Here is a 26472-nt window from a genome sequence, read left to right as displayed (position 1 = left end):
CGTTTCCGCGGACGCCGTGACCGCGGCGTTGGATACGCTCGCTCACCGATGGAACGTGATCGATCGGGCCGCGTGCTGGCCGCGTTGTCGGTGTCGCCCGCGCTCGCCCTGGCGGGCTGGCTGCTCGCGGGCCTGCCGCTGCTGCTGGCCGGCCGGTTCGCGCCGCTGCCCGCGGTGCTGCTCGGAGTGCCCGCGGCGGCGCTGCTGTGCTGGGCGGGCACGCGCGGCGTCCTGCGCGGGAGGCGGGGCGCGGGTCAGGGCGTCCAGGCCACGCCCTGGCAGGTGGCGGGGGTCGTGGCGGTGGCCGCCGGGTCGGGCGTGTTCAACGTCGTCATGCATTCCGAGCAGCTGCTGGTCCGGCGCGACCCGGCGACCTACGCCCAGTACGCCGCCTGGATCGCCGGGCACGGCTCGCTGCCGATCCCGAACCAGGCGGCGGCTTTCGGCGGCCACCACCCCTCCCTGTACTTCCACAGCGTCGGCACGTATGCGGTGGACGGCGGGGTGGTGCCGCAGTTCATGCCGGGGCCGCCGCTGGTGTTCGCGATCGGCGACTGGCTGGGGGCGCCGTTCGCGGTGCCGGCCGTGCTGGGGGCGCTGGCCGTGCTGACGGTGGCCGGGGTGGCGGCGCGGCTGGCGGGCGGACGGTGGGCGGTGCTCGCGGCGGCGGCGTTCGCGGTGAGCCTGCCGATCCTCTACACCTCGCGCACGACGTTCAGCGAGATCCCGTCGCTGATCCTGCTGTTCGGCGGGCTGGCGCTGGCCCAGGACGCGATCGAGGCCGAGCGGCCCGGCTGGCGGCAGGGGCTGCCGGCCGGGCTGGTCCTGGGGCTGGCCGTGCTGGTCAGGGTCGACGGGTTGCGCGACGTGCTGCCGGTGCTGGCGTACGCGGGGCTGCTGGTCGCGATGCGGCGCTCCGGCAGGCCGCAGGGCGCGGTGGGGGTGCCGCTGCTGGTGGGGCTGGTGGCGGGGGCGGGGCTCGGGCTGCTGGCGGCGTACGTGCTGGCCCGTCCGTATCTGGAGTATCTGTCCGGGTCCGTGCGGCCGCTGCTGCTCATCTGCGCGGTCGTGCTCGTGCTCACGCCGGTCGGCGTGGCCGTCGCGCCCAAGCTGGCCGGGTTCCGGCCGCCGCGGTGGTTGCCGACGGCGGGGGCCGCGCTGGTCGTGCTGGTGATGGCCGGTCTGTACGCCCGTCCCTGGTTCCAGACCGTGACCAGGAAGGCCACGAACGCCGAGGACGCCCGCACGGCCGAGTTCATCGCCCAGATCCAGCAGGCCAACGGCCTGCCCGTCCAGCCGGACCGGCTCTACTTCGAGCTCTCGCTCCACTGGGTGACCTGGTACATCGGCATCCCGGCCGTCGTGCTGGCCACGGTCGCGGCGGCCGTGCTGCTGCGCAGGCTGCTGCGCGACGGCAGGCCGTTCGTCTGGCTGCTGCCGCTGGCGATGATCGGCTGGACGACGGTCACCACGCTGCTGCGGCCCGAGATCACCCCCGACCAGCCGTGGGCCTCCCGGCGGCTGGTCCCGGTCGTGATCCCGGGGCTGATCGTGCTGGCGGTGTGGGGGCTGGGCTGGCTGCGCGAGCGGTCGTGGCCGCGGGAGCGGGTACGGCGGTGGGCGACGGTCGCGGGGGTGCTGCTGGTGCTCGCGCCGCCGGTGGTGACCTCGATCGGCACCGCGTTCACGCCGGTCGAGCGGGGGGAGGCGGCGGCGGTCCGGTCGATGTGCGCGGCGCTCCCGGCCGAGGCGTCGGTGCTGTTCGTCGAGCGGGTGACCGGCGACCGCTTCACCCAGCTCGTCCGCGGGATGTGCGGACGTCCGGCGGCGCAGGTGAAGCGGCCGCCCGGAGGCTCCGACCTGGCGGCGGAGCCGGAGGTCCGGGCGGCCGTCGAGAGGGTCAGGGCGGCCGGCCGGGTGCCGGTCGTGCTGGCCGCCGACCCCGCCCAGGTGGCCCCCTACGGGACGCCGCGGCAGATCATGGGCCTGGTCACGCGCCAGGACGAGCGCTCGCTCGTGGACCCGCCCAACGGGACGTGGACTTTGCGGGTGAACGTATGGATGGCGGTGGGTTGACCCCGCTCTGGACGTATCGCGATAGTTCTGGACATGTCTGACACCGACGAGCTGTCGTTCGGCGACGACCGGGAGCCGTGGTTACGGCCCTGGATCAGGGCCCACCAGCGGACGGCGGCGATGATCGTGGCGGCCGTCCTGCTGGTCGCGGCGCTCGGCGGGGGCGGCTGGTACCTGCACCTGCGCTCGCTCCTGCCCTCGCCGCCGCCCGTCGGCGCGCTGCCCGTCGTGGACGGCTTCACCGTCACGCTGTGCTCCGAGGGCACCCAGGGCTGCCCGCAGGGCACCGCCGAGCGGGTGCTGGCGCTGGTCCGGCGGATTCCCGAGGCGGTCGCCCCCACGCTGGTGCCCGCCGACGAGGTCGAGCGGCGCTGGGCCCAGACGGCGATCATCACCGAGGGCCTGACCAGGCCCCCCGATGCGAACTGGATCCCGATGATCGAGGGCGGGGTGCGCGGACCGGCCGACTACGACGCCGTCCGGCGGGGGCTGGCCGAGGAGAAGGGCGTCCTGCTCCTGCCCCGGGTTCCCGACTTCTGGCGGGGCAAGGCGGACCTGACCGTCGTGATGTGCGGTCAGTGGCAGGAGGACGCCGCCTGCCGGACGGTGGCGACCGAGGCGCAGCGCGACGCCGTCGTGGCCCGGCTGCGCGAGCTGGACGGCGTGGCCGAGGTGTTCCTCCAGGACAAGCCGTTCGGGCTGCGGCTGGCCCGGCTCTATCGGAGCGACGCCCGGCCTCCCACGCTCGCCGAGATCCCCGAGGTGCTGTACGTGCGCTTCGACGACCCTGCCAGGGCCAAGGCGGTGGGTCAGGAGATGCTCAGGATGCCCGGCGTAGGATGGTCACAGCTGATCAAGTGAGCGTAAAGCCCGTCGATGTGGACTCGGCTTCCAGCGGGGCAGAGTACCCTCGACCCCCGTGAGCACGCTTGAGACCCCCAAGAGTGGACCTGCCGTGGAAGAAGCGCCGTACGTCACGATCGTCCTGCCCTGCTACAACGAGCAGGACCACGTCATCGACGAGGTCGAGCGCATCACGCGGGCGATGGACTCCAGCGGCTACACCTACGAGCTGGTCGCCGTCGACGACTGCTCGACCGACCAGACCCTGGCCCGGCTCGAAGAGGCCGCGCCCGAATACCCCCACCTGCGCATCCGCGCCTTCCACCGCAACGGCGGCTCGGGCACCGTGCGCCGCATCGGCACGCAGGAGGCCAGGGGCGAGATCGTCGTCTGGACCGACGCCGACATGACCTACCCCAACGAGCGCATCCCCGAGCTGGTCCAGATCCTGGAGAAGGACCAGACGGTCGACCAGGTCGTCGGCGCGCGCACCACCGAGGAGGGGTCGCACAAGATCCTGCGGGTGCCGGCCAAGTGGGTGATCCGCAAGGTGGCCGAGAAGCTCGCCGGGCAGAAGATCCCCGACCTCAACTCGGGGCTGCGCGCCTTCCGCAAGTCGGTGGCCCGCCCCTACCTGCGGCTGCTGCCGCCCGGGTTCTCCTGCGTCACGACGATCACGCTGTCGTTCCTGTCCAACCAGCACGACGTCTACTACCTGCCCATCGAGTACGCCAAGCGGGCCGGCAAGTCGAAGTTCAGCTTCGTCTCCGACGCCTACCGCTACATCCTGCAGGTGCTGCGGATGATCATGTACTTCAACCCGCTCAAGGTGCTCATGCCGCCCGCGCTGTGGCTGGTGGCGATCGGGCTCGTGAAGGGCGTCTGGGACATGATCCGGCAGCCGTTCTACTTCCCGGCCAACACCGTCATGATCTTCCTGTCGGGCCTGCTGATCGGCTCGGTGGCGCTGCTGGCCGACCTGATCGTGCGGTCGCGGGGGGAATAGCGCGTGCGCATCGCGATCGTCGGCCCGACCCACCCGTACAAGGGGGGCGGGGCGCAGCACACCACCGAGCTGGCGCACCGGCTGGCGGGCCAGGGCCACGACGTGGTGATCGAGTCGTGGCGGGCCCAGTACCCGTCCTTCCTCTACCCCGGGCAGCAGACGATCTCCGAGCCCGAGGGCACGCCGTACCCGCGGACCGCGCGGCGGCTCGACTGGCGGCGGCCCGCCGGGTGGTACGCGGCGGGACGCCGGTTGCGCACGGCCGACCTGGTGGTGCTGGCGGTGCTGAGCTCCGTCCAGGTACCTCCGTACCTGGGGATCCTGTCCGGGATCGGGGGTAAGGCCCGGACGGTCGCGCTCTGCCACAACGTGCTGCCGCACGAGCGCAAGCCGTACGACCAGCCGCTGATGAGGGCGCTGCTGCGGCGGGTCGACGGCGTGCTGGCCCACTCCGGGCAGCAGGCCGAGCTGGCCAGGGGGCTCGCGCCGGGCAGGCCGGTCGGGGTGGCGGGGCTGCCGCCGCACCTGCCGTCCACGTCGGCCGAGAAGTCCGGCGGGGTGCGCCGGCGGTTGTTGTTCTTCGGGATGGTACGCCCGTACAAGGGGCTCGACCTGCTGCTGCGGGCGTTGCCCGAGGGCATCTCGCTGACCGTGGCGGGCGAGTTCTGGGGCGGCCTCGACGAGACGAAGGCGCTGATCGACGAGCTGGGCCTGGCCGACAGGGTGGAGCTGCGGCCCGGGTACGTCCCGGCCGCCGACGTGCCGAAGCTGTTCGCCGCGGCCGACGCGCTGGTGCTGCCGTACCGCAGCGCCACCGCCAGCCAGAACGTCTGGCTCGGCCACGAGCACGGCGTGCCGGTGATCGCCACCCGGGTGGGCGCGCTGGCCGACCACGTGACCGACGGCGTCGACGGCCTGCTGGTCGAGCCGGGCGACGCCGGGGCGCTGCGCGCGGCGATCGAGCGCTTCTACGCCTCGGGCGAGCCGGAGAGGTTGCGGTCGGGGGTCAAGGCGGTCGATCCCGAGCCGTTCTGGGCCGCGTACGCGGGCGCGCTGCTCGCCCTCTGACGGCCCAGCAGGAACGCCGCCCCTGCGGCGACCGCGTCGGCCAGCGTGAACGCCAGCCGCGACACGATCGCCACCGCGATGGCCGGAGCGGTGCCGATGACCGGCCCGAGCACCAGCACGAGCGCGCCCTCCCGTACGCCCACCCCGGCGGGCACCACGAAGGCCAGGATGCCGGTGCACCAGGCGAACGCGTACGCGCCGGTCGCCACCAGGTAGAGGTCGGGGCGGCCGGACAGCAGCCAGGTGTGCAGGCCGTAGACGAACCAGCCGAGCGCGGTCCAGGCCACCGTGACGACGACCGTGCGGCCGGGCAGCACGCTCTCCAGCGGCTCCTTGCGGGCGATGCGCAGCGCCAGGTTGAGCCCCCAGGTGAGCACCCTGGGATGCAGGCACACGATGATCACCGGCACCAGCAGCACCACGTACCAGGCCCGCCGGACGGCCTCGTGCGAGCTCAGCGTGGCGGCGGCGATCGAGATGCCGACGCCCAGGTTGACCACCAGTCCGAGCGAGATCGTGGCGAACGTGCGCCGCGGCGGGCTCCCGTGGTCGCGCCCGAGGTCCATCATGGCCGCGTACGCCCACACCGCGCCCGGGATGTACTTGCCGAGCTGGCCCACGAACATGATCCGTCCGGCCACCCGCAGCGGCAGCCGCGTGCCGAGCCCCGCCATGATCTGCCGCCAGGCCGCCAGCATGCAGACCTGCCCGGCCAGGACCGCGCCGAACGCCCCGAGCACCGCCCACGGCGACAGCCTGGAGAGGGCCTGCGTGGTGTCGTGCCAGTTCCGCGCCAGGCCGTAGCCGAGGAAGGCGAGGGCGACCAGCGCGAGCAGGACGCGCAGCAGGCGGCGCAACATCAGCCCAGGCTACGCGGGAGCCCGGGGGAGAGCCAGCATGTGGGCCAGGTCAGCCTGCCGAGGCCCGCGGCGCGGGTACTGTTGGGCGACGTGGGCAAGCAACGGGTCGCGCAGCTCGAGTACTCCGAATTCCAGTCGGCCATGCTCGACGAGGACAAACGCCGCCGCAAGGCCGCGAAGATCATCGCCGTGCTGGAGCACTTCCAGGGGCCGCTCGGCGGGCTGACCGTGGGCGACGTCGGCTGCTCGGCCGGGTTCATCGCCGACGAGCTGGCCCAGGCCGGGGCCAAGCACACGCTGGGCATCGACATCGACGTGCCGGGGCTGCGCAAGGCCGCCGACCGGTTCGGCGAGCGGGTGGCGTTCGTCTGCGGCGACGGCACGGCGCTGCCCTTCCCCGACGGGTCGATCGACGTGCTGGTGTTCAACCACATCTACGAGCACGTGGTCGACCCCGACGCCGTGGTGGCCGAGATGCACCGCGTGCTGTCCGACACCGGGGTGCTCTACCTCGGGCTCGGCAACCGGCTCGGGGTCGTCGAGCCCCACTACAAGCTGCCGTTCCTGTCGTACCTGCCGCCCGCGCTGGCCGACCGTTACGTGCGCGCCTTCGGCCGGGCCGACCACTACTACGAGCGGTTCAGGACCCGGCGGGGGCTGCGCCGGATGTTGCGCGCCTTCCACGTCTGGGACTACACGTTCCCGGTACTGGCCACGCCGACCAGGTTCGCCGGGTCGGAGCTGTTCCCCGGCCTGCCGGGCCGGCTGGTCAAGGCCGTGCTGGCCCGCGCGCCGCGCGAGGTGCTGCGGCTGCTGCTGCCCGTCGTGCCGACGTACCTGTGGGTGGCCACCAAGACCCCGCGCAGGCCCGCGGGGCCCGCGCTGCCGCAGCCGCCCGAGCGGGTCCTGCCGCTGTGAGCCTCGTGGACGAGACCGGCGCGAGCGCGATCCCCAAGCGGTCGCTGCCGCGCCGGCTGCTGCGCTTCGGCTTCCTCGCCGTCGCGCTCGCCTTCGGCGCGTGGGCGGTGGCCAGGCAGTGGGACGCCGTGGTGGCCGGGTTCGCCCGGCTGTCGTGGCCGGCGCTGGCCGGGTCGCTCGTCGCCGTGGTCGCCGCGCTGCTCGGGGCCATGCTCACCTGGCGCACGCTGCTGGCCGACCTGGGCTCGCCGCTGCCGCTGTGGCCGGCCGCCAAGGTGTTCTTCGTCGGCCAGCTCGGCAAGTACATCCCCGGCGCGGTCTGGCCGGTGCTCGCCCAGATGGAGATGGGCCGCGACCTCGGCGTGCCGCGTCCGCGCAGCGCCGCGGCGTTCTTCCTGATGATGCCCGTCCAGATCGCCAGCGGTCTGCTGGTCACGCTGGTCACGCTCGGCTGGCACCGGTTCGGCTGGGTGCTGCTGTTCATCCCGCTGCTGCTGGTGCTGCTGGAGCCCAAGGTCGTCAACGGCGTCATCGGCTTCGGCCTGCGCAGGCTGAAGCGCGAGCCCCTGGAACGCCCGCTCACCCGCCGCGGCATGCTCACCGCGCTCGGCTGGGCGCTGGCCGGCTGGACGGCCTACGGCGTGCACTTCTACTTCGTCGCGCCGCAGGGCGGCCTGCTGTTCGCCGTCGGGGCCTTCGCGCTGTCGTGGTGCCTGGGCATCGTGACGTTCGTCGTGCCGGCCGGGGCGGGGGTGCGCGAGCTGGCGATGGTGGCGGTGCTCGCCCCCGTGCTCGACAGCGGCGCGGCCATCGCGGTGGCCCTCTGCTCCCGCATCGTCATCATCCTCGGTGACCTGATCTGCGCAGGTATGGCGGGAATTGCCGCACGTCGCGACTCGGTGTGATTTGGCCCACGATTTGGGGGAGGGTGGTCATAAGCTGAAGCAAAGAGGGGGGACTTGCCAGGTCCCACGTCGATCTTGAGGGGAGAAGATCCACGTAATGCCTCGAGTGCTCGTCGATGCCGCCGCGGTCCCCGCCGACCGTGGTGCGTTGATCCGGTACGTGGACGGGCTCGTGGCCGCGCTCCACCAGGCAGGGACCGATCTGGTCGTGGTCTGCCAGCGTGCGGAAGCGGAAAGGTACCAGCGGCTGGCGCCTTCGGCCCGTGTCGTCCCCGGCCCCGTCGCCATCACCAACCGGGCCGCCCGGCTCGCCTGGGAGCAGACCGGCGTGCCGCTGCTCGCCCGCCAGACGGGGGCCGAGGTGATCCACGCCCCCTACTACTCCATGCCGCTGCGCTCCGGCCTGCCGACCGTCGTGACGGTGCACGACGTGACCTGGTTCACCGAGCCCGAGCAGCACAGCCCGGCCAGGGCCGCGTTCTTCCGCTCGGCCACGCGCACCGCCGTCCGGCACGCGCAGCGCGTCATCGTGCCGTCGAAGGCCACCAGGGACGAGCTGGTCCGCGTGTTGTCGGCCGACCCCACCCGCATCGACGTCGCCTACCACGGCGTCGACCTCGCCCAGTTCCACCCGCCGAGCGAGGACGAGGTGCGCCGGGCGGCCATCAGGTGCGGGCTGCGCGGCCAGCCGTACGTGGCCTTCCTGGGCAACCTCGACCCCCGCAAGAACGTGCCCAACCTGATCCGCGGCTTCGCCGCCGCCGTCAAGCGGCTGGAGACGCCGCCCGCGCTGGTGCTCGGCGGCGGCGTGCACGAGGACGACGTCGACGCCGCCTGCCGCGAGGTCGAGGCCACCGTCCGGGTGATCAGGCCGGGATACCTGCGCGCGCCCGATCTGCCGGGGTTCCTGGGCGGCGCGCTCGTCGTGGCGTTCCCCTCCCGGGGCGAGGGCTTCGGCATGCCGGTGCTGGAGGCCATGGCCTGCGGCGCGGCCGTCCTCACCAGCCATCGCACCTCACTGCCCGAGGTGGGCGGCGACGCCGTCGCCTACACTGAGCCGGACGCCGACAGCATCGCCGACGCCCTGGGCGAGCTGCTCGCCTCCGCCGATCGGCGGCGGCAGTTGCAGGAGGCCGGGCGGGCGCGGGCACGCGAATTCACCTGGGAGGCCTCGGCGGAGGCCCATCTCAACTCTTATCAACGCGCAATCGAATAGTTCGCTACTCTCACGGAGTGATGGAGAGCTCTTTGCCAGACCTCGAGGCGATCCTCCTGGTCGGGGGGCAGGGCACACGCCTGCGTCCGCTGACACTGGGCACGCCCAAGCCGCTGCTGCCGACCGCCGGAGTGCCGTTCCTGGCCCACCAACTCGCCCGTGCCCGGTCCTTCGGCGTGCGCCGGATCGTGTTCGCGACCTCGTACAAGGCGGCGATGTTCGAGCCGGCCTTCGGTGACGGGTCGGCACTCGGGCTCTCGCTCGAATACATGACCGAGGAGACGCCGCTCGGCACCGGCGGGGCCATCCGCAACGCCGCCGAGGCGCTCACCGGCGGGCCCTCCGACCCGGTGCTCATCCTCAACGGCGACATCCTGTCCGGCCACGACATCGGCGACCAGGTGCGCACCCACTGCGAGCGCGGCGCCGCCGTGACGCTCCACCTGACGGAGGTGGACGACCCGACGCGGTTCGGCTGCGTGCCGACCGACGAGTCCGGACGGGTGACCGCGTTCCTGGAGAAGACCCCCAACCCGGTCACCAACCGCATCAACGCCGGCTGCTACGTCTTCACCCGCTCGGTGATCGACTCGATCCCGCGCGGCGAGGTCGTCTCCGTGGAGCGCGAGACGTTCCCCGGGCTGATCGACTCCGGCGAGCTGGTGCTGGGCTACGCCGACCGCACGTACTGGCTCGACGTGGGCACGCCGGCCGCGTTCGTGAAGGGCTCGCGCGACCTGGTGCTCGGGCGGCTCGACTCGCCGGCCCTGCCCGGCCCGCAGGGCGAGCACCTCGCCCTCGCCGGGGCGAAGATCTCGGCCGAGGCCAAGGTCCAGGGCGGCACCGCCGTCGGCGCGCGGGCCGTCGTCGAGGCGGGCGCGTCCGTGGTGGGCTCGGTGTTGTGCGACGACAGCGTCGTCGAGGCGGGCGCCACGGTGAGCGACTCGGTCGTGGGCAAGGGCGCCCGGATCTGCGCCGGCACGGTCGTGCGCGACGCGGTGATCGGCGACGGCGCGGTGATCGGGCCGGGCAACGAGCTGCAGGGCGGGGTGCGCGTCTGGCCGGGCGTCGAGCTGCCCGAGCGCGCGGTCCGCTACTCCAGCGACGTCTGACCCGCCCGCCGGGGCCGCGCGGGTGAGCGACCACCCGTCGCCGGGCGGCAGACTGGACATGTGATGGAACGCAGGTGGGAGCCCGACGGGCCGCTCGACGTGGAGCTGGCCCTCGGCCCCCACCGGCGCGGCACCGGCGATCCCGCCTGGCGCCGCACCTCCGACGGCTCGATCTGGCGCGCCTGCCGCACCCCCGACGGCCCGAGCACGTTGCGGGTGACCGTGACGGCCGCGGCCGTGCGGGCCCAGGCGTGGGGGCCGGGCGCCGGATGGTCGCTGGAGACCCTGCCCGCCCTGCTCGGCGCGCTCGACGACGTCTCCGGCTTCCGCGTCCGGCACGACGTGCTGGCGGACGTGGCGCGCAAGCACGCGGGGCTGCGCATCGGGCGTACCGGGCGGGTCATGGAGGCGCTGGTGCCCGCGGTGCTGGAGCAGAAGGTCGTCGGCCGGGAGGCGTGGCGGGCCTGGCGCTACCTGCTGCGCCACTACGGCGAGCCCGCCCCCGGCCCCGCCCCCGACGGCATGCGGGTGCCGCCCGAGCCGGTCGTGTGGCGGCAGATCCCGAGCTGGCACTGGCACCGGGCGGGCGCGGAGGCCGTCCGGGCCCGGACGATCGCCAACGCCGCCTGGCACGCCGCCAAGCTGGAGGCCGCGGCCACCACGGACGAGCTCGACCGGCTGCTGCGGGCCCTGCCCGGCATCGGCGTCTGGACGTCGGCCGAGGTGCGCCAGCGGGTCTTCGGCGACGCCGACGCGGTGAGCGTGGGGGACTTCCACCTGGCCAAGCTGGTCGGCTACGCGCTGACCGGGGAGAAGACCGACGACCAGGGGATGATGCGGCTGCTGGAGCCGTACCGGGGGCATCGGCACCGGGCGACGGTGCTCGTCTGGCTGAGCGGTCTGCGCCCGCCCGCGCGCGGGCCGCGGATGGCCGCGCGCGACTACCGGTCCTTCTGACATCCCGCCCTGAGTGCGCGTCACGAACTCAGGGGTGCGTACTGTGCCTCTATGAGTCTTGTCAGTGATTCCGCGCTTCGCCGTGCCCTCGCCCGTGCCCGTGACGGCAAGGCGCTCGACCTCACCGAGGCCGTCGTGCTGCTGCACGCGCGCGGCGAGCAGCTCGACGCGCTGCTCGACCACGCCTCCCGCGTGCGCGACGCCGGGCTGAAGGCCGCCGGCAGGGAAGGGGTGATCACCTACAGCAGGAAGGTGTTCATCCCGCTGACCAGGTTGTGCCGGGACCGTTGCGGCTACTGCACGTTCGCGACCGCGCCGCACAAGCTGGAGTCGGCCTTCCTGAGCCCGGACGAGGTGCTGGAGATCGCCCGGCAGGGCGCGGCGATGGGCTGCAAGGAGGCGCTGTTCACGCTGGGGGACCGGCCGGAGGACCGCTGGCACCAGGCCCGCGAGTGGCTGGACGCGCACGGCTATGACGACACGTTGTCCTACGTGCGAGCCATGGCCATCCTGGTGCTGGAGGAGACCGGGCTGCTGCCGCACCTCAACCCCGGTGTGCTGAGCTGGCGTGACCTGCAGCGGCTCAAGCCGGTCGCGCCGTCGATGGGCATGATGCTGGAGACCACCTCGCGGCGGCTGTTCGAGGAGAAGGGGCAGCCGCACTACGGCTCCCCCGACAAGGACCCGGCGGTACGGCTGCGCGTGCTGGAGGACGCCGGCCGCAGCAACGTGCCGTTCACGACCGGGATCCTCATCGGCATCGGCGAGACCGTCGAGGACCGGGCCGAGTCGATCTTCGCCGTCCGGAAGGTGGCCCGCGAGTACGGCGGCATCCAGGAGGTCATCGTCCAGAACTTCCGCGCCAAGCCGGACACGGCCATGCGCGGCCTGCCGGACGCCGACCTGCACGAGCTCGCGGCCACGATCGCCGTCGCGCGCCTGGTCCTCGGCCCCCGCGTACGCCTCCAGGCCCCGCCCAACCTGGTCGACTCCGAGTACGCGCTCATGATCCGCGCCGGCATCGACGACTGGGGCGGCGTCTCGCCCCTGACCCCCGACCACGTGAACCCCGAACGCCCCTGGCCGCAGATCGACGACCTGGCGGCGCGTACCGCCGAATCCGGCTTCGACCTGCGGGAACGCCTGACGATCTACCCCGAGTACGTGCGGGCCGGCGAGCCCTGGCTGGACCCGCGGCTGTTCGCGCACGTCGAGGCCCTGGCCGACCCCGGCACCGGGCTCGCCCGCGAGGACGCCGTGCCGCAGGGCCGTCCCTGGCAGGAGCCGGACGGCGGGTTCACCGCCGCCGGCCGGGTGGACCTGCACGTCGAGGTGGACACCACCGGCCGGGCGACCGACCGGCGCGACGACTTCGACCACGTCTACGGCGACTGGACGGCCCTGCGTGAACGCCTCGGCCCGATCGCCGCCTCGACGCCGAGCGACGTGCGGCAGGCGCTCCGGCGGGCCGAGGCCGACCCCGCCGGGCTGACCGACGCCGAGGCCGTCGCGCTGCTGGGCGCGGAGGGCGAGGCGCTGGACGAGCTGGCGGCCATCGCCGACGCGCTGCGCGCGCAGGCCGTCGGCGACGAGGTCACCTACGTCGTCAACCGGAACATCAACTTCACCAACGTCTGCTACACCGGCTGCCGCTTCTGCGCCTTCGCCCAGCGCAGGACCGACGCCGACGCGTACACGCTCAGCCTGGACCAGGTGGCCGACCGGGCCGAGGAGGCGTGGGCGGCGGGCGCGACCGAGGTGTGCATGCAGGGCGGCATCCATCCCGACCTGCCGGGAACCGCGTACTTCGACATCGCCAGGGCGGTCAAGGCCAGGACGCCCGGCATGCACGTGCACGCGTTCTCCCCGATGGAGGTCATCAACGGAGCCTCCCGCACGAACCTGTCCATACGCGACTGGCTGGAGGCGGCCAAGGAGGCCGGGGTGGACTCGCTGCCCGGCACGGCGGCCGAGATCCTCGACGACGACGTGCGCTGGGTGCTGACCAAGGGCAAGCTGCCGGCCAAGGAGTGGATCGAGGTCATCACCACGGCCCACGAGGTCGGCATCCCGACGACGTCCACGATGATGTACGGCCACGTGGACCACCACCTGCACTGGGTCAGGCACATCAAGCTGATCAGGCGGCTGCAGGAGCAGACCGGCGGGTTCTCGGAGTTCGTGCTGCTGCCGTTCGTGCACACCAGCGCCCCGATCTACCTGGCCGGCATCGCCCGGCCCGGCCCCACCGCCCAGGAGAACCGCGCGGTGCACGCCCTGGCCAGGATCCTGCTGCACGGCGCGATCTCCAACATCCAGTGCTCCTGGGTCAAGCTCCAGGACGACCTGTGCCGCCAGGTGCTCCGGGGCGGCGTGAACGACCTCGGCGGCACCCTCATGGAGGAGACGATCAGCCGGATGGCGGGCTCGGAGAACGGCTCGTACAAGACGATCAGCGAGCTGCGCGAGATGGTCGAGGTCACCGGCCGGCCGGTACGCCAGCGCACCACCGAGTACGGCAGTCCCACGGCCGAACGGCTGGCCGCCGCGCAGGCGAGCGACGGGGTGTGCCAGAGCGTGAGAAGAATCTTGCCGATGGCATAGTTGTAACAAGTTCTAACAAGGGTTGCGCCCGGTATGGGAGGCACTGGAAGAATCATCACTCCACTGGAGAGAGGTTCATCGTGCGGTTGGGTCGACACCGTGCCGCGCTGCCTCCCGTGCAGCGACGCAGGAAGGCGCTCCAACGGGGCATGCTGGCCGGCCTCGCCGCCGTGGCCGTCGCCGCCGGCAGCCTGTACGTGGTGCTCGGCGGCGGTCCCGCCCTGTGCGTGTCACGAGATCCTGTTCTGGTCAGCGTGGCCGCCGCCGTGGACGTGGCGCCGGCGGTCATGGAGGCCGCCGGGCGCTTCAACGAGACCAGGGCGTCGGTCGGCGGGCGGTGCGTGCTGGTCCAGGTGACCGAGCAGCCGTCGGCCACCGTGCTGCGCACGCTGATCGGAGACCGGGCCGGCGTGCTGCGCGAACGTCCCGACGGCTGGATCGCCGACTCCTCGGCCTGGATCAGGCTGGCCCGCAGCCAGGGCGCGAGCTCGCTGCCCGCGGGGGAGACCGTGGTGGCCACCTCGCCGCTGGTGTTCGCCACGCGCTCGTCGCTGGCCCGGCGTTTCTCGGTCGGCGGGACCGAGATGAACTGGCGGATGGTCTTCCCGCCGACCGTGCGCGGGCGGCTGACGCCCAGCTCGGGCGAGCCCGACGTGGTACGGGTGCCCGATCCGTCGCTGGTGGGCGCGGGGATCGCGACCGTGGCCGCGGCCAGGGACGTCGTGGGCACCGGGCCGGACGCCGACAAGGCGCTGACGGCTTTCGTCCGCTGGGCGCAGGCCGGGTCCGCGCCCGACTACCGCAGCATGCTGGACGCCGTGGACGACCGCGGGTTCTGGCAGCGGCCGGTGGTCATCGTCCCTGAGCAGTCGGTGTGGAACCACAACCGGGTGCCCTCGCCCGATCCGGTCGTCGCGCTGCACCCGCGCGAGGGCACGATCGACCTCGACTATCCCTACGTCGTCACGGCGGCCGATCCCGACGTCGCGGAGGCGTCCACCGCCTTCGCCGACTGGCTGAAGGGCGGCCAGGCCCAGGAGATCGTCCGGCGGGCCGGGTTCAGGTCGGGCGACGGCCGGCTGGGGCCGCTCCTGACCGGGTCGCAGTTGCCGTCGGAGGCGCCGAAGACCAGGCCGTCGGTGTCGCAGCAGGACATCGACGAGGCGCTGCGCGCCTGGAGCAGGCTGGCGCCGCCGACCAACATCCTCGTGCTGGCCGACACCTCCAAGCACATGGCCGAGCCGCTGAACGGCAGCACGAAGGTGCGCATCGCGCTGGCCGCGGCCAAGATCGGGCTGCAGCTCTTCCCGAACTCCACGCACATGGGCATGTGGGAGTTCGCCGACAAGGTGGGGAACCTCCGCAGCTACCGGCAGCGGGTCAGCCTCGGCCCGATCAGCGAGCCGGAGTCGGGCCAGGTGCTGCGGCGCAGCGTCCTCGACGAGCTGACCAGCACGATCGCCCCGCACCCCGACCTGGACAGCTCGCTCTACGACGCGATGCTGGCCGGGTTCCGCAGGATGAGCGGCGACTACCGCGACGACATGAACAACACGCTGCTGGTGATCACCGCCGGCAAGGACGACGGCAAGGGGGTCAAGCTCCCGCGGCTGCTCGACGCCCTGCGGAAGGAGTGGGACCCGGACAAGCCGGTCCAGATCGTCATCATCGCGTTCGGCAAGGACGTGGACCGCGGCAGCCTGTCGCAGATCGCGGCGGCCACGAACGGCTCGCTGCACGAGGCGCAGGAGCCCGGGGAGATCATCGACGTCTTCCTCGGCGCGCTGGCCCGCAGGCTCTGCCATCCCACCTGCAAGCCGGCCGCCTGAGGGGATGCCGGTCGCCCGGCACCCCCTCGGCCTACATCTGGTGCACGGTGGCGTTCTCGCCGCGGTGCGTGAAGCGGGACACGAGCTTGTCCAGCGACCACGCGCCGCTGCCGAGCAGCGCCAGCATCAGGAACGACCACGAGAACATGGCCGCGGTCTCGCCCCCGTTCTGCAACGGGAACAGACCCTTGGGCAGGTGGACGGTGAAGTAGGCGTAGGCCATCGTGCCCGAGCAGAGCAGGGCGGCGACGCGGGTGGCGAGCCCGATGAGGACGAGGCCGCCCGCGCCGAGCTCGATCACCCCCGCCCACCAGTCGGGCCATTGGCCTACGGACGGGGTCGTTCCGCCGTACGGGCCGCCGAGTACGCCGAACAGAGTGGCGGCCCCGTGGCAGGCGAACAGCAGGCCCACCACGATGCGGAACAGCGACAGCGCGGCGTCACGAAGCTTGGTCATCGGCCTGTCCAGACCCTCAGATCCGCTGCCAGAGCGCCGGGACGTTCGGCGGCTCCCAGCCCGCGATGGCCGTGTGGGGCTGCAGGCACCGGTAGGAGACGCCGTTGTAGGTGACCGTGCTGCCCGTGGTGTAGGCCGTGCCGGCCTTCCAGGTGCCCGAGGCCGTCGTGGTCGGCGTCGGGGTCGGGGTGGGCGTGGGGGTCACGGTCGGGGTGGGGGTGGGGGTCGGCTGGCCGCCGCCGCCGATCTGCAGGTCGATGCAGGAGTAGAAGGCGTTGGAGGTGTCGGAGATGTTCCAGATCGCCAGCACCTTCTGGCGGCCGGAGTAGCCGGAGAGGTTGACGGTGTGGGAGATCGTCGACGGCGGTTGCTGGCCGTTGCCGTTGAAGACCGCGACCCGGGTGCCGCCGATGTAGTACTCGTAGTTGAGCGTGGCGTGCCTGGCGGTGAACGTCCAGGTGAAGGTCACCGAGTTGCCCACCGAGGTGGCCGGCCACGGCTTGCTCTCGTCGCTGAGCTGAGCGAACTGTCCAAGATTGGCGTTGCAGCTCCGCAGGCCCTTCGGGCCCTCCACGCTCTGCGGCTCGTACACGATCTGGCCGCAGTCGGGCACCTTGCCCTGGGCGCAGAACGCCTGCCTGCTGGGCGGCGAGTTCACATAACCGTGGGCGAACGCGGGAGAGGTGTTGAACACCGCCGTGGCGATGGTGATCACCGCCACGGCGACTAACGTGAGAGTCCTTCGCATTGAAGTGGCTCCTTTACATGGGGGGATAGTCCAAATGTAAAGGAAAGTTTCCTAACGGTAAACGGTTGGCTTACCGGATTTCCAGACTCTCGTCAGAGGCTCAGCGCGTCACGATGAAATCGCGCGGGTCACGGGGGGCGCGGTCGCGCGGCGGCGCGGCGGCGTGCCCGATCGCCACGCAGCCCATCGGGTCCCAGGACTCCGGCAGGTCGAGTACCCGCCTGACCACCGGCCGGCAGAACATCGTGGAGGACACCCACGCCGAACCCAGGCCCTCGACCGCGAGCTGGATCAGGAAGTTCTCCACGCCGGCGCCCGTCGCCACCACGAACATCTCCCGCTCGGAGGCGTTGCGCCGGTCGTCGCGGTAGGTGTGCGAGCCCTCCATCACCAGGCACGGCACGACCAGGTAGGGGGCGTTGCGCAGGACGTCGCCGCGCTTGATCCGCTTGGCGATCGACTGCTCGGTGAACCCGTCGCCGCGCAGGTCGTCGATCCACGCCTCCCGCATGGCGTCGAGCAGCTCGGTGCGGGCCTGCGCCGACTCGACCAGCACGAACCGCCACGGGGTCGTGTGGTGCGGCGCCGGCGCCGCGATGCCCGCGGCCACCGCCCTGCGCACCGCCTCGCCGTCGACCGGCCGGTCGGAGAACTCCCTGATCGTACGGCGGGCGAACACGACGTCGCGGGCGCCGAAGCGGAACATGTCCTCGTCGGCCGGGCGGACGAGCGGCCTGACCCCCGGCCCGTCGTCGTCGGTCACCAGATGGGCCAGACCGCGCACGATCGCCGCGGGAACGCCGTCGAGCTTGCCCTTGACCAGCTCGGCCGCGCTCGCGATCTCGTCGGCCAGCGCGGTGACGGTGGCGCCGAGCGCGTTGCCGTAGGGGTCGGAGGAGCCGCGGAAGTCGTCGAGCGGGCGCACCCCGGCGGCGCCGATCGCCACGTCGGTCAGCCCGTTGCGCCACGGACGCCCGAACGTGTCGGAGACGATCACCCCCACCCGCGCGCCCAGCCCGGCCCTGATCCGCGCCGCCGAGGCGTCGGGGTCCTCGGGCAGCAGCAGGACGGTGCCCGGCTCGGTGTTGGAGGCGTCGACCCCCGCCGCGGCCATGACGAAACCGTGGCGGGTCTGGACGATCACCGTGTCGCCGCGCCTGGCGACGACCCGCTCGGTCTCCTCCTCGATCGCGCTCGCGCGGTCGGGCGCCTGGCGGACGCGGCCCTCGGCCTTGCTGACGATCTTGGAGGTGACCACCACGATGTCGCCGTCGCGCAGGTCGGCGTCCTTGAGCAGGGCGGCCACGTCGTCGCCCGGCCGGACCTCGCCGATGCCGGTGACGGCGATCACCTCGACCCGTCGCGAGCTCATCGGGCCAGCTCCAGCGCCAGGTCGAGCGCCGTGCGGGCGATGTCGGCGGCCGTCTCGGCGTCGTGCATGAGGATCGGACGGGACACCACGCGCACGCCGTCGAGCGCCACCCCGGAGTCCTCCTCGGCCACCAGCCAGCCGTCGACCAGGCCGGCGCCGTAGAGGTCGAGCACGGCCTGTGCCGTGGTCTCCACCCCGATGGCCGTCAGGCAGGCGTCGGCCATGCCGCGCACGGGCGCGCCGCCGATGATGGGGGAGACGCCGACCACGGTCTTGGCCGCGACCGCCTCGCGGATGCCGGGGACCTGCAGGATCGTGCCGATGCTCACCACCGGGTTGGACGGCGGCAGGATGACCACGTCGGCCTGCTCGATCGCCTCCAGCACGCCCGGCGCGGGCTTGGCGGTCTCGACCCCCACCAGCGCGAACGACTCGGCCGGGACCGAGGCGCGCAGGCGCACCCACCACTCCTGGAAGTGCACGGCCCGCTTGCCGCGCTCGTCGGAGATCACCACGTGCGTCTCGCAGCGGTCGTCCGTCATCGGCAGCAGCCGCACGCCCGGCTGCCAGCGCACGCACAGGGCTTCGGTGATCTGCGAGAGCGGATAGCCCGCCTCCAGCATCTGCGAGCGGACGATATGGGTGGCGAAGTCGCGGTCGCCGAGCCCGAACCACTGCGGCTCGACCCCGTAGGCGGCCAGCTCCTCCTTGACGACGTGGGACTCCTTGGCCCGGCCCCAGCCCTGCTCCTCGTCGATGCCGCCGCCCAGGGTGTACATGACGGTGTCGAGGTCGGGGCAGACACGCAGGCCGAACAGGGTGATGTCGTCGCCCGTGTTGCCGATGACGGTGATCGAGGCGTCGGGTGCGGTGGCGCGCAGTCCGCGCAGGAAACGGGCGCCGCCGATGCCGCCGGCGAGTGACACGATGTGCATGCGTCCCAGTCTTCCATCGGCGTCCGACATCCCCGTGGGGGGAGTGGTTCTGCCCCACTTCGGAGCAATGAAGTTCCAGGTATAGGGGTAAATGGGATGGAAGAGGTTGTTGGGACATCCGCCGCGAAAGTCGGCAATGTGGCAAACTCCCTTCGGGCCAAAGGGTCCGATGGGGGTTACTCATGAGCAAAGTAAATGCCGCCCGACTACGGGAGCCGGCTGCCTGGATCATGCTCGTCACCGGGCTGGTGGACGTCGTCCTGACGATCGGCCACATCCTGATCGGCTCGGGCAGCTCGCTCGGCGGCGGGTTCGCCACCCGTGCCGCCGCGAACCTGACGGGCCTGACCAGCCCGGTCGTGACCGCGCTGCTCGTGGGCGCCGTGCTGCTCGTCACCAGGACGGGCGAGCGCTCGCCCAAGGCCCGGCTCATCGCCTACGGCTCGGCCGCCGGCCTGCTGCTCGCCGCCGTGTTCGGCGCGCTGGCGCTGATCGTCGGGCTGTTCGCCGGTGGCGGCTTCCGCGGCGTGGTGGAGCACGTGCTCACGGGCGTGCCCCTGCTCGCGCTGACCGCCGTCGGGCTGGTCTACCTGCTCCCCGAGGTCATGCCCGGCCGGACCCCCATCCCCACCCTCGACGGGTACGGCCGCCCCACCACCCACTACGGCCAGCCCCAGCAGTTCGGCCAGCAGGACCAGCCCCAGTACGGCCGCCCCCAGCAGTTCGGCCAGCAGGACCAGCCCGCCTACGGCCAGTCCGACCAGCCCTCGCAGGGCCGGCCCGACCCCGCGCCCCAGCCCGCGTACGCGCAGCCGCACGCCGCGCCGACCCCCTACGGCCAGCAGCCCGCGCTCGCGCAGCTCCCCCCGGGCCAGGACGCCCAGCCCCCGGCTTCCGACAGCCAGCCGGGTTCCTCCGGCTACGCCCCGCAACCGCCGTCGGGCCAGGTCCCAGCGGGCTCGGGCTACACGCCCCAGCCGCCCTCGGGCCAGCAGTCCCCGGGCTACACGCCCCAGCCGCCCTCGGGCCAGCAGTCCCCGGCCTACGCGCCGCAGCCCCCGTCCTCGGGCTACGAGCCCCAGGCCGCCTCCGCCGGGTACGCGCCCCAGCCCCCGTCCGGCCAGCACGCCACCGTCGCCTTCGGCCAGCAGGACCCGCAGGCACCGTACGGTCAGCAGGACTCCCAGGCTTCCTTCGGGCAGCAGGACCAGCAGGCCCCTTACGGCCAGCAGGACCAGCAGGCCGCGTTCGGGCAGCAGCCGGGTTACGGCGGCGGACAGGCGCCGAACCCCGGCGCGCAGCCCGGCTACGGCCAGCAGCCCCCGAGCTACGGCGGTCATCCCGACCCCGCCACCGGTGGCTACGGCCAGCCCGAGCCGTCCACCCCCGGTTACGGCCAGCCCGCCGCCGCCTTCGGCCAGTCCGACGCCCCCGGCTACGGCCACCAGCAGGAGACCCCCGTCCCGCACGCGGCCGAGGCGCAGTCCCCCTACGCCCCCCACACTTCCGATGGCCAGCCCGCCTACGGCCAGGCCCAGGCCCAGGGGCACGGCCGGCAGCCCGCCTACGGCCAGTCCGAACAGCCCCCGTTCGGCCAGCCCGCCCAGGGCCACCAGCCCGACCAGTCGCCCTTCGGCCAGCAGCCCGACCAGTCGCCCTTCGGCCAGTCTTCGCACGGCCAGCAGCCCGAGCAGGCCCCGTTCGGGCAGCCCGCCCAGGGCCAGCCTGACCAGGCTCCCTTCGGGCAGTCCTCGCACGGTCAGCCCGACCAGGCTCCCTTCGGCCAGTCTTCGCACGGCCAGCAGTCCGAGCCGTACCAGCAGCAGCCCTACCAGCCGGCCAGGGCCGCGCTTCCCGCCGCGTCCGCCGAGCAGCCCTTCGGCAACCCCCAGGCGCCGGCCGGTCAGCCGTTCGCGCAGCCGCAGGGCTTCGGCCAGGATCAGGGGTACGCCCCGCCCGCCTACACCCCGTCCGAGACGCTCCCCGACTCCGGCTACCAGCCGCCGGCCGGCGAGTACACCCCCGCGCCGTACGTCCCGGCCGACAGTCAGCCCAGCGCGTACGGCCAGTCCGGCTACCCCACCCCGGAGAACCCGTACGCCCCGAGCAACAGCTCCCCGAACGCCTTCGCCGACCAGGCGTACCCGAGCGGCGAGACCAGCCCGAGCGTCCCGTACCCGCAGGCGGAGCCGCAGCAGCCGTACCAGGACCGGCAGAACGCCTTCGACCAGCAGGGCGGCCAGCCGTTCACCGGCTACTCCGGCCACGAGTACGCCACCCCCGCCTTCCAGGAGCCGGACCCGCCCGTGGACCCGCGCTCCCAGCAGCTCCTGGACGCCTACCAGCAGGCCGAGACCTACCAGAGCTCGACGGCCGCCTCCGGCACCCAGCCCGACCTGCGGGTGCCCGACTACGCCGGCCAGCCGGCCCGGCCGTACGACGACCCGTTCGGCCACCCGCAGCAGGCCCAGCCGTACCAGCAGCAGCAGAACGCGTACGAACCCCAGCAGGGCCAGTACGAGCAGCCCCAGACCTACCGCCCCACCCACCAGGCTCCGGCCGGCTGGAATGAGGCGCAGAGCGAGTCGACGATGCGGCTCGACCCCTCGCAGTTCGGGGACGCCCTGGGCGACCAGAACCGCCCGGGTGACGACCCAATCGACCCAACGGCCATATACACGCCCAACGAGCCACGCAGGTAACGGACCGGCAAACGACGGCTAGAGAGAAGGTGGCCCAAAGGGCGGGCGTCTACCCCGCCCTGATACGGTTCCGACCGCTGACAGCGTTGAACGAACCGGGTCGAAGCCTTGCTGTGCAGGGGGTCTCGGCCTGGTGCGAACACCACATGCCGAGCACACCGGGGCGAGAGTCGGTCTTTCCCCGGATACCGTCATGCCGCTTGACGTCACGTACGGCACGCGCGTGTAATTACAACCATGTTGTTACGCCTTCCCGTGGGTGGGTAGGAGGAAGGCGTCCATGGGGGGCTCCATTGCGGGCGGGCGGCAGGGAGGTGTGCAGTGACCGATCCGGTCATCGCACAGGATCAGCTTGACGCTGAAGAACTCGGATGGCAGGAGCGTGCGTTGTGCGCGCAGACCGATCCGGAGGCGTTCTTCCCGGAAAAAGGCGGCTCCACCCGAGAAGCCAAGAAGGTTTGTCGATCGTGCGAGGTCCGTGCCGAGTGCTTGGAATACGCGCTCGAACACGATGAGCGCTTCGGCATCTGGGGTGGGTTGTCGGAGCGGGAGCGCAGACGGATCAAGCGCCAGGCCGTTTAGGGGATATGAGCGAAAGGGTCACGCGGTAGCCCGCGTGGCCCTTTTTCGCGTGTGACGTCACCTGTAGGGTGGGCGCGCCTGATCAACGCTGGAGTCGCCCGCCCATGTCACGCCCCCTCGTCACCGCGATCGTCGTCGCCCATGACGGCGGCCGCTGGCTGGGGGACACCTTGCGCGCGCTGGCTGGTCAGAGCCGCAGGCCGGAGCGCGTCGCCGGGGTCGACAACGGCAGCAGGGACGGCTCGGCCGACCTGCTCGCGCAGGCGCTCGGCGCGTCCAACGTGCTCACGCTCCCGCGCTCGGCCTCCTTCGGCGACGCGGTGGCGGAGGTGCTGGACCGGCTGCCGCCGTGCGGCCAGGACGAGTGGCTCTGGCTGCTGCACGACGACTGCGCCCCCGACCGGCGGGCGCTGGAGGCCCTGCTCATGGCGGCCGAGCAGGATCCCAAGGCGGCGGTGCTCGGCCCGAAGCTGCGCGACTGGCTCGACCGCAGGCGCCTGCTCGAACTGGGCGTGACCGTCGGCCTCACCGGGCGCAGGGACACCGGGCTGGAGCCGCGCGAGTTCGACCAGGGGCAGCACGACGGCACCCGGGAGGTGCTCTCGGTCTCCACGGCGGGCATGCTGGTCCGCCGCGACGTCTGGGAGCGGCTCGGCGGCCTCGACCCGCTGTTCCCGCTCTTCCGTGACGACCTCGACCTGTGCTGGCGGGTGCGCAACGCCGGGCACCGGGTGCTGGCCGTCGCCTCGGCGGTGGCCTGGCACGCCGAGGCGGCGGCCCGCAGACGGCGGCGGATCACGGTCAGCGGCGACCATCCGCGCAGGCTCGACCGGCGCAACGCGATGTTCGTCGTCATGGCGAACCTGCCGTTCCGCGTGATGGTGTGGGCGCTGCTGCGGAACCTGGCCGGGTCGGCCCTGCGCACGCTGCTGTTCCTGGTGGGCAAGCAGCCGGCGAACGCGCTGGACGAGATGGTGGCGCTGGGGTCGATCCTGGCGCATCCGTTCCGGCTGCTGAAGGCGCGCAGGGCCCGCCGCGAAGGCCGTAAAAAGGGATTTATTCGTATAAAGCGGTTGCTGACGCCGCCGGGGGCGGCCTACCGGCGGCTGACCGACATGGTGCAGAGCTTCCTCGCCGGCGCGGGCCCCGTCGACTCCACCGGCCGCCACCACCACTCCACCCCCGAGGACGACGAGGACGGCGCGCCCGCCGACACCGGCGCGGTCAAGGGCTTCCTCCGGCGGCCCGGCGTCGTCCTCATGATCGCCCTGGCCGTGATCTCGCTGGCCGCCGAACGGTCGCTGCTCGGCGGCGACCGGCTGGGCGGCGGCGCGCTGGTCCCGGTCACGGGCGGCGCGGGGGACCTGTGGCGGTTCTACACCGAGGGCTTCCACGACATCGGGCTCGGCTCCACCGACTGGGCGCCGCCGTACGTGGCGCTGCTGGCGCTGGCCTCGACGCTCGCGCTCGGCAAGACGTGGCTGGCGGTGTCCGTGCTGCTGCTCGGCTCGGTGCCGCTGGCCGGGGCGTCGGCGTACCTGGCGACCCGGCACGTCATCCCGGCGGTGCCCGCGCGGGCGTGGGCGGCGGGCACGTACGCGCTGCTGCCCGTCGCGACCGGCGCGATCGCCTCCGGACGGCTCGGCACGGCGGTGGTGTTCGTGCTGGTCCCGGTGTACGCCGCGCTCGGCACCACGCTGCTGTCCAGGGAACGGCGCCCCGCGCGGCGCGCGGCCTGGGCGCTGGGGCTGCTGCTGGCCGTGGGGACGGCGTTCGTCCCGCTGGTGTACCCGCTCTTCGCGGTGCTCGGCGTGCTGGCCGCCGTCGCGTACGGCGGGGTGCGGCGCGGCGTGGTGACCTCCATGGTGATCGCGCTCGCGGTGCCCGTCGCGCTGCTGCTCCCGTGGCTGGCCGGGCTGGTCGCGGACCCGGGCCGGATCCTCCTGGAGGCGGGCCTGCACGACCCCGCCCTGGTGGCGGCGGGGCTCGCGCCGGAGTCGCTGCTCGCGCTCAGCCCGGGAGGGCCGGGGCTGCCGCCGTTCTGGGTGACGGCCGGGTTGGTGGTGACGGCGCTGGCCGCGCTGCTCATGCGCCGCCAGCGGCTGATCGTCGCGATCGGCTGGGGCGTCACGTTGTACGGCGTGCTGGCGGCCGTCCTGGTCAGCCGGATCAGCGTCGAAGGGGCGCGGGCCTGGCCCGGCGTGCCGCTGGCGTTCGCGGGGACCGGGCTGCTGGTGCTCGTCGGCCTGACCGCGCACCGGCTGGCCGAGCTGCGGGCCGACGGCGGGCTGCGCAGGATCGGCGCGTCTTTGGTGGTGGCCGCGGCGGTGAGCACGCCGATCCTGGCCGCCGGTTATTGGGTGGCGTACGGGGTGCGCGGCCCGCTGACCGGCCACGCGCCCGGCGTGCTGCCCGCGCTGGCCGCGTGGAGCACCCGGCACGGCGAGCGCACGCTGGTCGTCAAGGGGGACGCCTTCACCGTGCTGCACGGCCGTACCCCGTTGATCGGCGAGGCCGAGCTGCCGGTCGCGTCCGAGGGCCGGTCGAAGATGGCGGACGCGGCGCGCGGACTGGTCGGCGGCCGTGGCGGAACCGACGCCGCGACGCTGGCCCAGCACGGGATCGCCATGCTGGCGGTGGCCGCGCCGGTGCCGCCGCCGCTGGCCAGGTCGCTGGACTCCCAGCCGTCGCTGGAACGCATGAGCCTGTCGGAGGCGGGCGGCCTGTGGCGGCTGACCGAGCCGTTCACCCGCGTGCCCGCCCGGCCGGCGGACGTCCTGCACGCGCCCTGGTTGTGGACCCAGGGCGCCTTGGCCCTGGTCGTGCTGGTCCTGGCCATGCCGGGACGCCGGGGGAGCGGCGCGGTCGAGGGCGTCGAGGCGGCCGTCCCCGTGCCCGCGGGGGTGCGATGAAGGCGTTCGTGGAGAACAGGTTCGGCCTGCTGGTGCTGGTCGTGGTGGCCCTGTCCGCCCTGTACGGCGTCGCCCTCGTCACCCGCCCGGCCCCCGTCCCGGCCGCCAGGGCCGAGGGGCCGCGGAAGGTCGCCGTCGAGTCGGTGACGGCCGTCTGCCCCGGCGCCGAAGGCGCGCGGATGAACGTCTACCTGCCCGGACGCCTGTCCCACGAGGTCATGAAGAACGCCGAGCCGTACGTGACGAACGGCCCGGGAGCGCTCGAAGCCGGATACACCACCCGGGTCACCTCGGGTGCGGCCCGCGGGTTGTCCGGGGTGCGCTGCACCGAGCCGGCGCAGTCGGCCTGGCTGGCCGGCCCCGGCCCCGCGGCGGCCGACGTGATCCTGCACCTCACCAACGCCGACAAGGCCCCGGCCCAGGCCGACGTCGAGGTGTACGCGGCCGAGGGCCTGGTCTCCGGCGACGCGGGCCGCGGCCTGGAGATCGCGCCCGGCGAGCACAAGGTGATCGACCTCAAGACGCTCGCGCCCTCGGCCGACGTCATGGCCGTCGGCGTGACCACCGTCTTCGGCCGGCTCGCGGTCGCGGCCAGGGCGTCGATGCGCGGCGGCGGCGTGGACTGGCTGCCGCTCGCCGCGCCCCCGGCCACCCGCGTGGTGGTGCCCGGCATCCCCGGCGGCGGCGGGCGGCGCGAGCTGCTGGTCGCCGCTCCCGGCGAGAACGACGTGTCCGTGCAGGTCAAGGCGGTCAGCGAGGACGCCGCGTACGCGATGCGAGGCCGCGAGAGCGTGGACGTGCCCGCCGGCAGCGTGGTCGCGCTGGACGTGACCACCGGGATCGGCGGCGAGGCGGCCGCGCTCGTGCTCACCGCGCCCGCGCCGATCGTGGCCGGGCTGGTCGCCACCGGCACCGGGCGGCGGCTGGACGTGGCGTTCACCGCGGGCACGCCCCCGCTCGACCTGGGCAGCGCGGTCGCGGGCAACGGTCCGGGCACGCGGCTGCTGTTCACCGCGCCGGACGGGCCCGGCGAGGTCAGGGTGCAGGAGGTGCCGGCGAAGGGCGCGGCGGGCAGGCCGTACGACGTGGCGGTGCCCGCCGGGCGGACCAAGGAGGTGCGGCTGCGCGGCAAGGGCGAGTTCGCCGTGGTCGTCACGCCCGTGTCGGGCCAGGTCTACGGCGGCCGGGTCATCGAGGAGCGGGAGAAGGACGGCCTGCTCGTCACCGCCCAGCCGCTCGCGCCCGCGCGCGTGTGGACCGTGCTGCCCGCGCTGACCGACAGCCCCCGCGTGGTGCTGCCCGGCTGAGCCGCGGCTGAGCGGCAGGTGAGCCACGGGTGAGCCGGGGGTGAGCGGCGGTCGTCGCAGCCC

Annotated in this window: 20 protein-coding genes; 15 read left to right on the top strand and 5 right to left on the bottom strand. The window is 73.1% G+C overall.

Features of this window, described 5'->3' with window-relative positions; genetic code table 11:
- Positions 1–48: 48 nt before the first annotated feature.
- The 4 genes from ACFYUV_RS14525 to ACFYUV_RS14510 are packed head-to-tail and all read left to right on the top strand — an operon-like array spanning position 49 to position 4993.
- On the top strand, positions 49–2076 hold the full coding sequence (locus ACFYUV_RS14525; RefSeq protein ID WP_387668847.1) for a glycosyltransferase family 39 protein: 2028 nt from the start codon (positions 49–51) through the stop codon (positions 2074–2076).
- Positions 2077–2109: 33 nt separating this feature from the next.
- Positions 2110–2937 (top strand): hypothetical protein, encoded by an 828-nt coding sequence (locus ACFYUV_RS14520; RefSeq protein WP_387668844.1) that lies wholly within the window; start codon positions 2110–2112, stop codon positions 2935–2937.
- Between the two features lie 58 nt (positions 2938–2995).
- Positions 2996–3925: a glycosyltransferase family 2 protein gene (locus ACFYUV_RS14515; protein WP_358282610.1), complete on the top strand. Its 930-nt coding sequence runs from the start codon at positions 2996–2998 to the stop codon at positions 3923–3925.
- 3 nt (positions 3926–3928) lie between these two features.
- Positions 3929–4993, top strand: coding sequence for a glycosyltransferase family 4 protein (locus tag ACFYUV_RS14510; RefSeq protein ID WP_387668840.1), 1065 nt, complete (start codon positions 3929–3931; stop codon positions 4991–4993).
- Here the strand turns inward: ACFYUV_RS14510 and ACFYUV_RS14505 are convergent.
- A complete protein-coding gene (locus ACFYUV_RS14505) occupies positions 4894–5853 on the bottom strand; it encodes a YbhN family protein (RefSeq protein WP_387668838.1) in 960 nt (319 codons plus the stop codon). The two genes, ACFYUV_RS14510 and ACFYUV_RS14505, sit on opposite strands and share 100 nt — an antisense overlap.
- A 90-nt stretch (positions 5854–5943) precedes the next feature.
- Here ACFYUV_RS14505 and ACFYUV_RS14500 point away from each other — a divergent pair, with 90 nt between their 5' ends.
- The 7 genes from ACFYUV_RS14500 to ACFYUV_RS14470 all read left to right on the top strand — a co-directional run bounded on the left by ACFYUV_RS14500 (position 5944) and on the right by ACFYUV_RS14470 (position 15394).
- Positions 5944–6771 carry a class I SAM-dependent methyltransferase gene (locus ACFYUV_RS14500; protein ID WP_358282616.1) on the top strand — a complete coding sequence of 276 codons (828 nt, stop codon included), beginning with the start codon at positions 5944–5946 and terminating at the stop codon, positions 6769–6771.
- The gene (locus ACFYUV_RS14495; protein WP_387668835.1) at positions 6768–7676 is read left to right on the top strand and encodes a lysylphosphatidylglycerol synthase domain-containing protein; all 909 of its coding nucleotides are present in this window, start codon (positions 6768–6770) and stop codon (positions 7674–7676) included. Before ACFYUV_RS14500 ends, ACFYUV_RS14495 begins: the two co-directional genes overlap by 4 nt.
- Positions 7677–7773: 97 nt before the next feature.
- Positions 7774–8892: a glycosyltransferase family 1 protein gene (locus ACFYUV_RS14490; protein WP_358282620.1), complete on the top strand. Its 1119-nt coding sequence runs from the start codon at positions 7774–7776 to the stop codon at positions 8890–8892.
- Positions 8893–8912: 20 nt separating this feature from the next.
- Complete coding sequence (locus ACFYUV_RS14485; RefSeq protein WP_387668832.1) at positions 8913–10004, top strand: sugar phosphate nucleotidyltransferase; 1092 nt, start codon at positions 8913–8915, stop codon at positions 10002–10004.
- Positions 10005–10067: 63 nt separating this feature from the next.
- Positions 10068–10961 carry a DNA-3-methyladenine glycosylase 2 family protein gene (locus ACFYUV_RS14480; RefSeq protein WP_358282624.1) on the top strand — a complete coding sequence of 298 codons (894 nt, stop codon included), beginning with the start codon at positions 10068–10070 and terminating at the stop codon, positions 10959–10961.
- A 51-nt stretch (positions 10962–11012) separates the two neighbouring features.
- Positions 11013–13565: a bifunctional FO biosynthesis protein CofGH gene (locus ACFYUV_RS14475; RefSeq protein WP_387668829.1), complete on the top strand. Its 2553-nt coding sequence runs from the start codon at positions 11013–11015 to the stop codon at positions 13563–13565.
- Positions 13566–13681: 116 nt separating this feature from the next.
- Positions 13682–15394, top strand: a complete 1713-nt coding sequence (locus ACFYUV_RS14470) for a substrate-binding and VWA domain-containing protein (protein WP_387668827.1) — start codon at positions 13682–13684, stop codon at positions 15392–15394.
- Between the two features lie 31 nt (positions 15395–15425).
- Here the strand turns inward: ACFYUV_RS14470 and ACFYUV_RS14465 are convergent, their stop codons facing one another.
- From ACFYUV_RS14465 to cofD, 4 genes are all read right to left on the bottom strand, one after another.
- Positions 15426–15851, bottom strand: a complete 426-nt coding sequence (locus tag ACFYUV_RS14465; protein WP_358282726.1) for a DoxX family protein — start codon at positions 15849–15851, stop codon at positions 15426–15428.
- A gap of 16 nt (positions 15852–15867) precedes the next feature.
- Entirely contained in the window at positions 15868–16599 is a 732-nt protein-coding gene (locus ACFYUV_RS14460) for a lytic polysaccharide monooxygenase (RefSeq protein ID WP_387646740.1), read from the bottom strand.
- A gap of 100 nt (positions 16600–16699) precedes the next feature.
- Positions 16700–17971, bottom strand: coding sequence for a coenzyme F420-0:L-glutamate ligase (locus ACFYUV_RS14455; RefSeq protein ID WP_387668824.1), 1272 nt, complete (start codon positions 17969–17971; stop codon positions 16700–16702).
- Positions 17968–18906, bottom strand: coding sequence for a 2-phospho-L-lactate transferase (gene cofD, locus ACFYUV_RS14450; protein WP_387668821.1), 939 nt, complete (start codon positions 18904–18906; stop codon positions 17968–17970). The genes ACFYUV_RS14455 and cofD overlap by 4 nt, the downstream gene beginning before the upstream one ends.
- Positions 18907–19088: 182 nt before the next feature.
- Between cofD and ACFYUV_RS14445 the strand changes: the two genes are divergently transcribed.
- From ACFYUV_RS14445 to ACFYUV_RS14430, 4 genes are all read left to right on the top strand, one after another.
- Positions 19089–21608: a hypothetical protein gene (locus tag ACFYUV_RS14445; protein WP_387668818.1), complete on the top strand. Its 2520-nt coding sequence runs from the start codon at positions 19089–19091 to the stop codon at positions 21606–21608.
- Between the two features lie 321 nt (positions 21609–21929).
- Positions 21930–22190: a WhiB family transcriptional regulator gene (locus ACFYUV_RS14440; RefSeq protein ID WP_020546325.1), complete on the top strand. Its 261-nt coding sequence runs from the start codon at positions 21930–21932 to the stop codon at positions 22188–22190.
- Positions 22191–22294: 104 nt separating this feature from the next.
- Positions 22295–25102, top strand: a complete 2808-nt coding sequence (locus tag ACFYUV_RS14435; RefSeq protein ID WP_387668815.1) for a glycosyltransferase family 2 protein — start codon at positions 22295–22297, stop codon at positions 25100–25102.
- Positions 25099–26409, top strand: a complete 1311-nt coding sequence (locus ACFYUV_RS14430; RefSeq protein WP_387668813.1) for a DUF5719 family protein — start codon at positions 25099–25101, stop codon at positions 26407–26409. The genes ACFYUV_RS14435 and ACFYUV_RS14430 overlap by 4 nt, the downstream gene beginning before the upstream one ends.
- Positions 26410–26472 lie beyond the last annotated feature (63 nt).

The sequence above is a fragment of the Nonomuraea sp. NPDC003560 genome (assembly GCF_042878785.1).
In the GTDB taxonomy this organism is placed as follows: domain Bacteria; phylum Actinomycetota; class Actinomycetes; order Streptosporangiales; family Streptosporangiaceae; genus Nonomuraea.
Note: the sequence above shows the minus strand (reverse complement) of the source record. Positions and strands in the feature narration are given on the sequence as shown.

Coding starts and splice junctions, on each gene's coding strand:
- ACFYUV_RS14525 (WP_387668847.1), top strand. CDS start 49: ATGGAACGTGATCGATCGGGCCGCGTGCTGGCCGCGTTGTCGGTGTCG.
- ACFYUV_RS14520 (WP_387668844.1), top strand. CDS start 2,110: ATGTCTGACACCGACGAGCTGTCGTTCGGCGACGACCGGGAGCCGTGG.
- ACFYUV_RS14505 (WP_387668838.1), bottom strand. CDS start 5,853: ATGTTGCGCCGCCTGCTGCGCGTCCTGCTCGCGCTGGTCGCCCTCGCC.
- ACFYUV_RS14490 (WP_358282620.1), top strand. CDS start 7,774: ATGCCTCGAGTGCTCGTCGATGCCGCCGCGGTCCCCGCCGACCGTGGT.
- ACFYUV_RS14485 (WP_387668832.1), top strand. CDS start 8,913: ATGGAGAGCTCTTTGCCAGACCTCGAGGCGATCCTCCTGGTCGGGGGG.
- ACFYUV_RS14480 (WP_358282624.1), top strand. CDS start 10,068: ATGGAACGCAGGTGGGAGCCCGACGGGCCGCTCGACGTGGAGCTGGCC.
- ACFYUV_RS14475 (WP_387668829.1), top strand. CDS start 11,013: ATGAGTCTTGTCAGTGATTCCGCGCTTCGCCGTGCCCTCGCCCGTGCC.
- ACFYUV_RS14465 (WP_358282726.1), bottom strand. CDS start 15,851: ATGACCAAGCTTCGTGACGCCGCGCTGTCGCTGTTCCGCATCGTGGTG.
- ACFYUV_RS14460 (WP_387646740.1), bottom strand. CDS start 16,599: ATGCGAAGGACTCTCACGTTAGTCGCCGTGGCGGTGATCACCATCGCC.
- ACFYUV_RS14455 (WP_387668824.1), bottom strand. CDS start 17,971: ATGAGCTCGCGACGGGTCGAGGTGATCGCCGTCACCGGCATCGGCGAG.
- cofD (WP_387668821.1), bottom strand. CDS start 18,906: ATGCACATCGTGTCACTCGCCGGCGGCATCGGCGGCGCCCGTTTCCTG.
- ACFYUV_RS14445 (WP_387668818.1), top strand. CDS start 19,089: ATGAGCAAAGTAAATGCCGCCCGACTACGGGAGCCGGCTGCCTGGATC.
- ACFYUV_RS14435 (WP_387668815.1), top strand. CDS start 22,295: ATGTCACGCCCCCTCGTCACCGCGATCGTCGTCGCCCATGACGGCGGC.
- ACFYUV_RS14430 (WP_387668813.1), top strand. CDS start 25,099: ATGAAGGCGTTCGTGGAGAACAGGTTCGGCCTGCTGGTGCTGGTCGTG.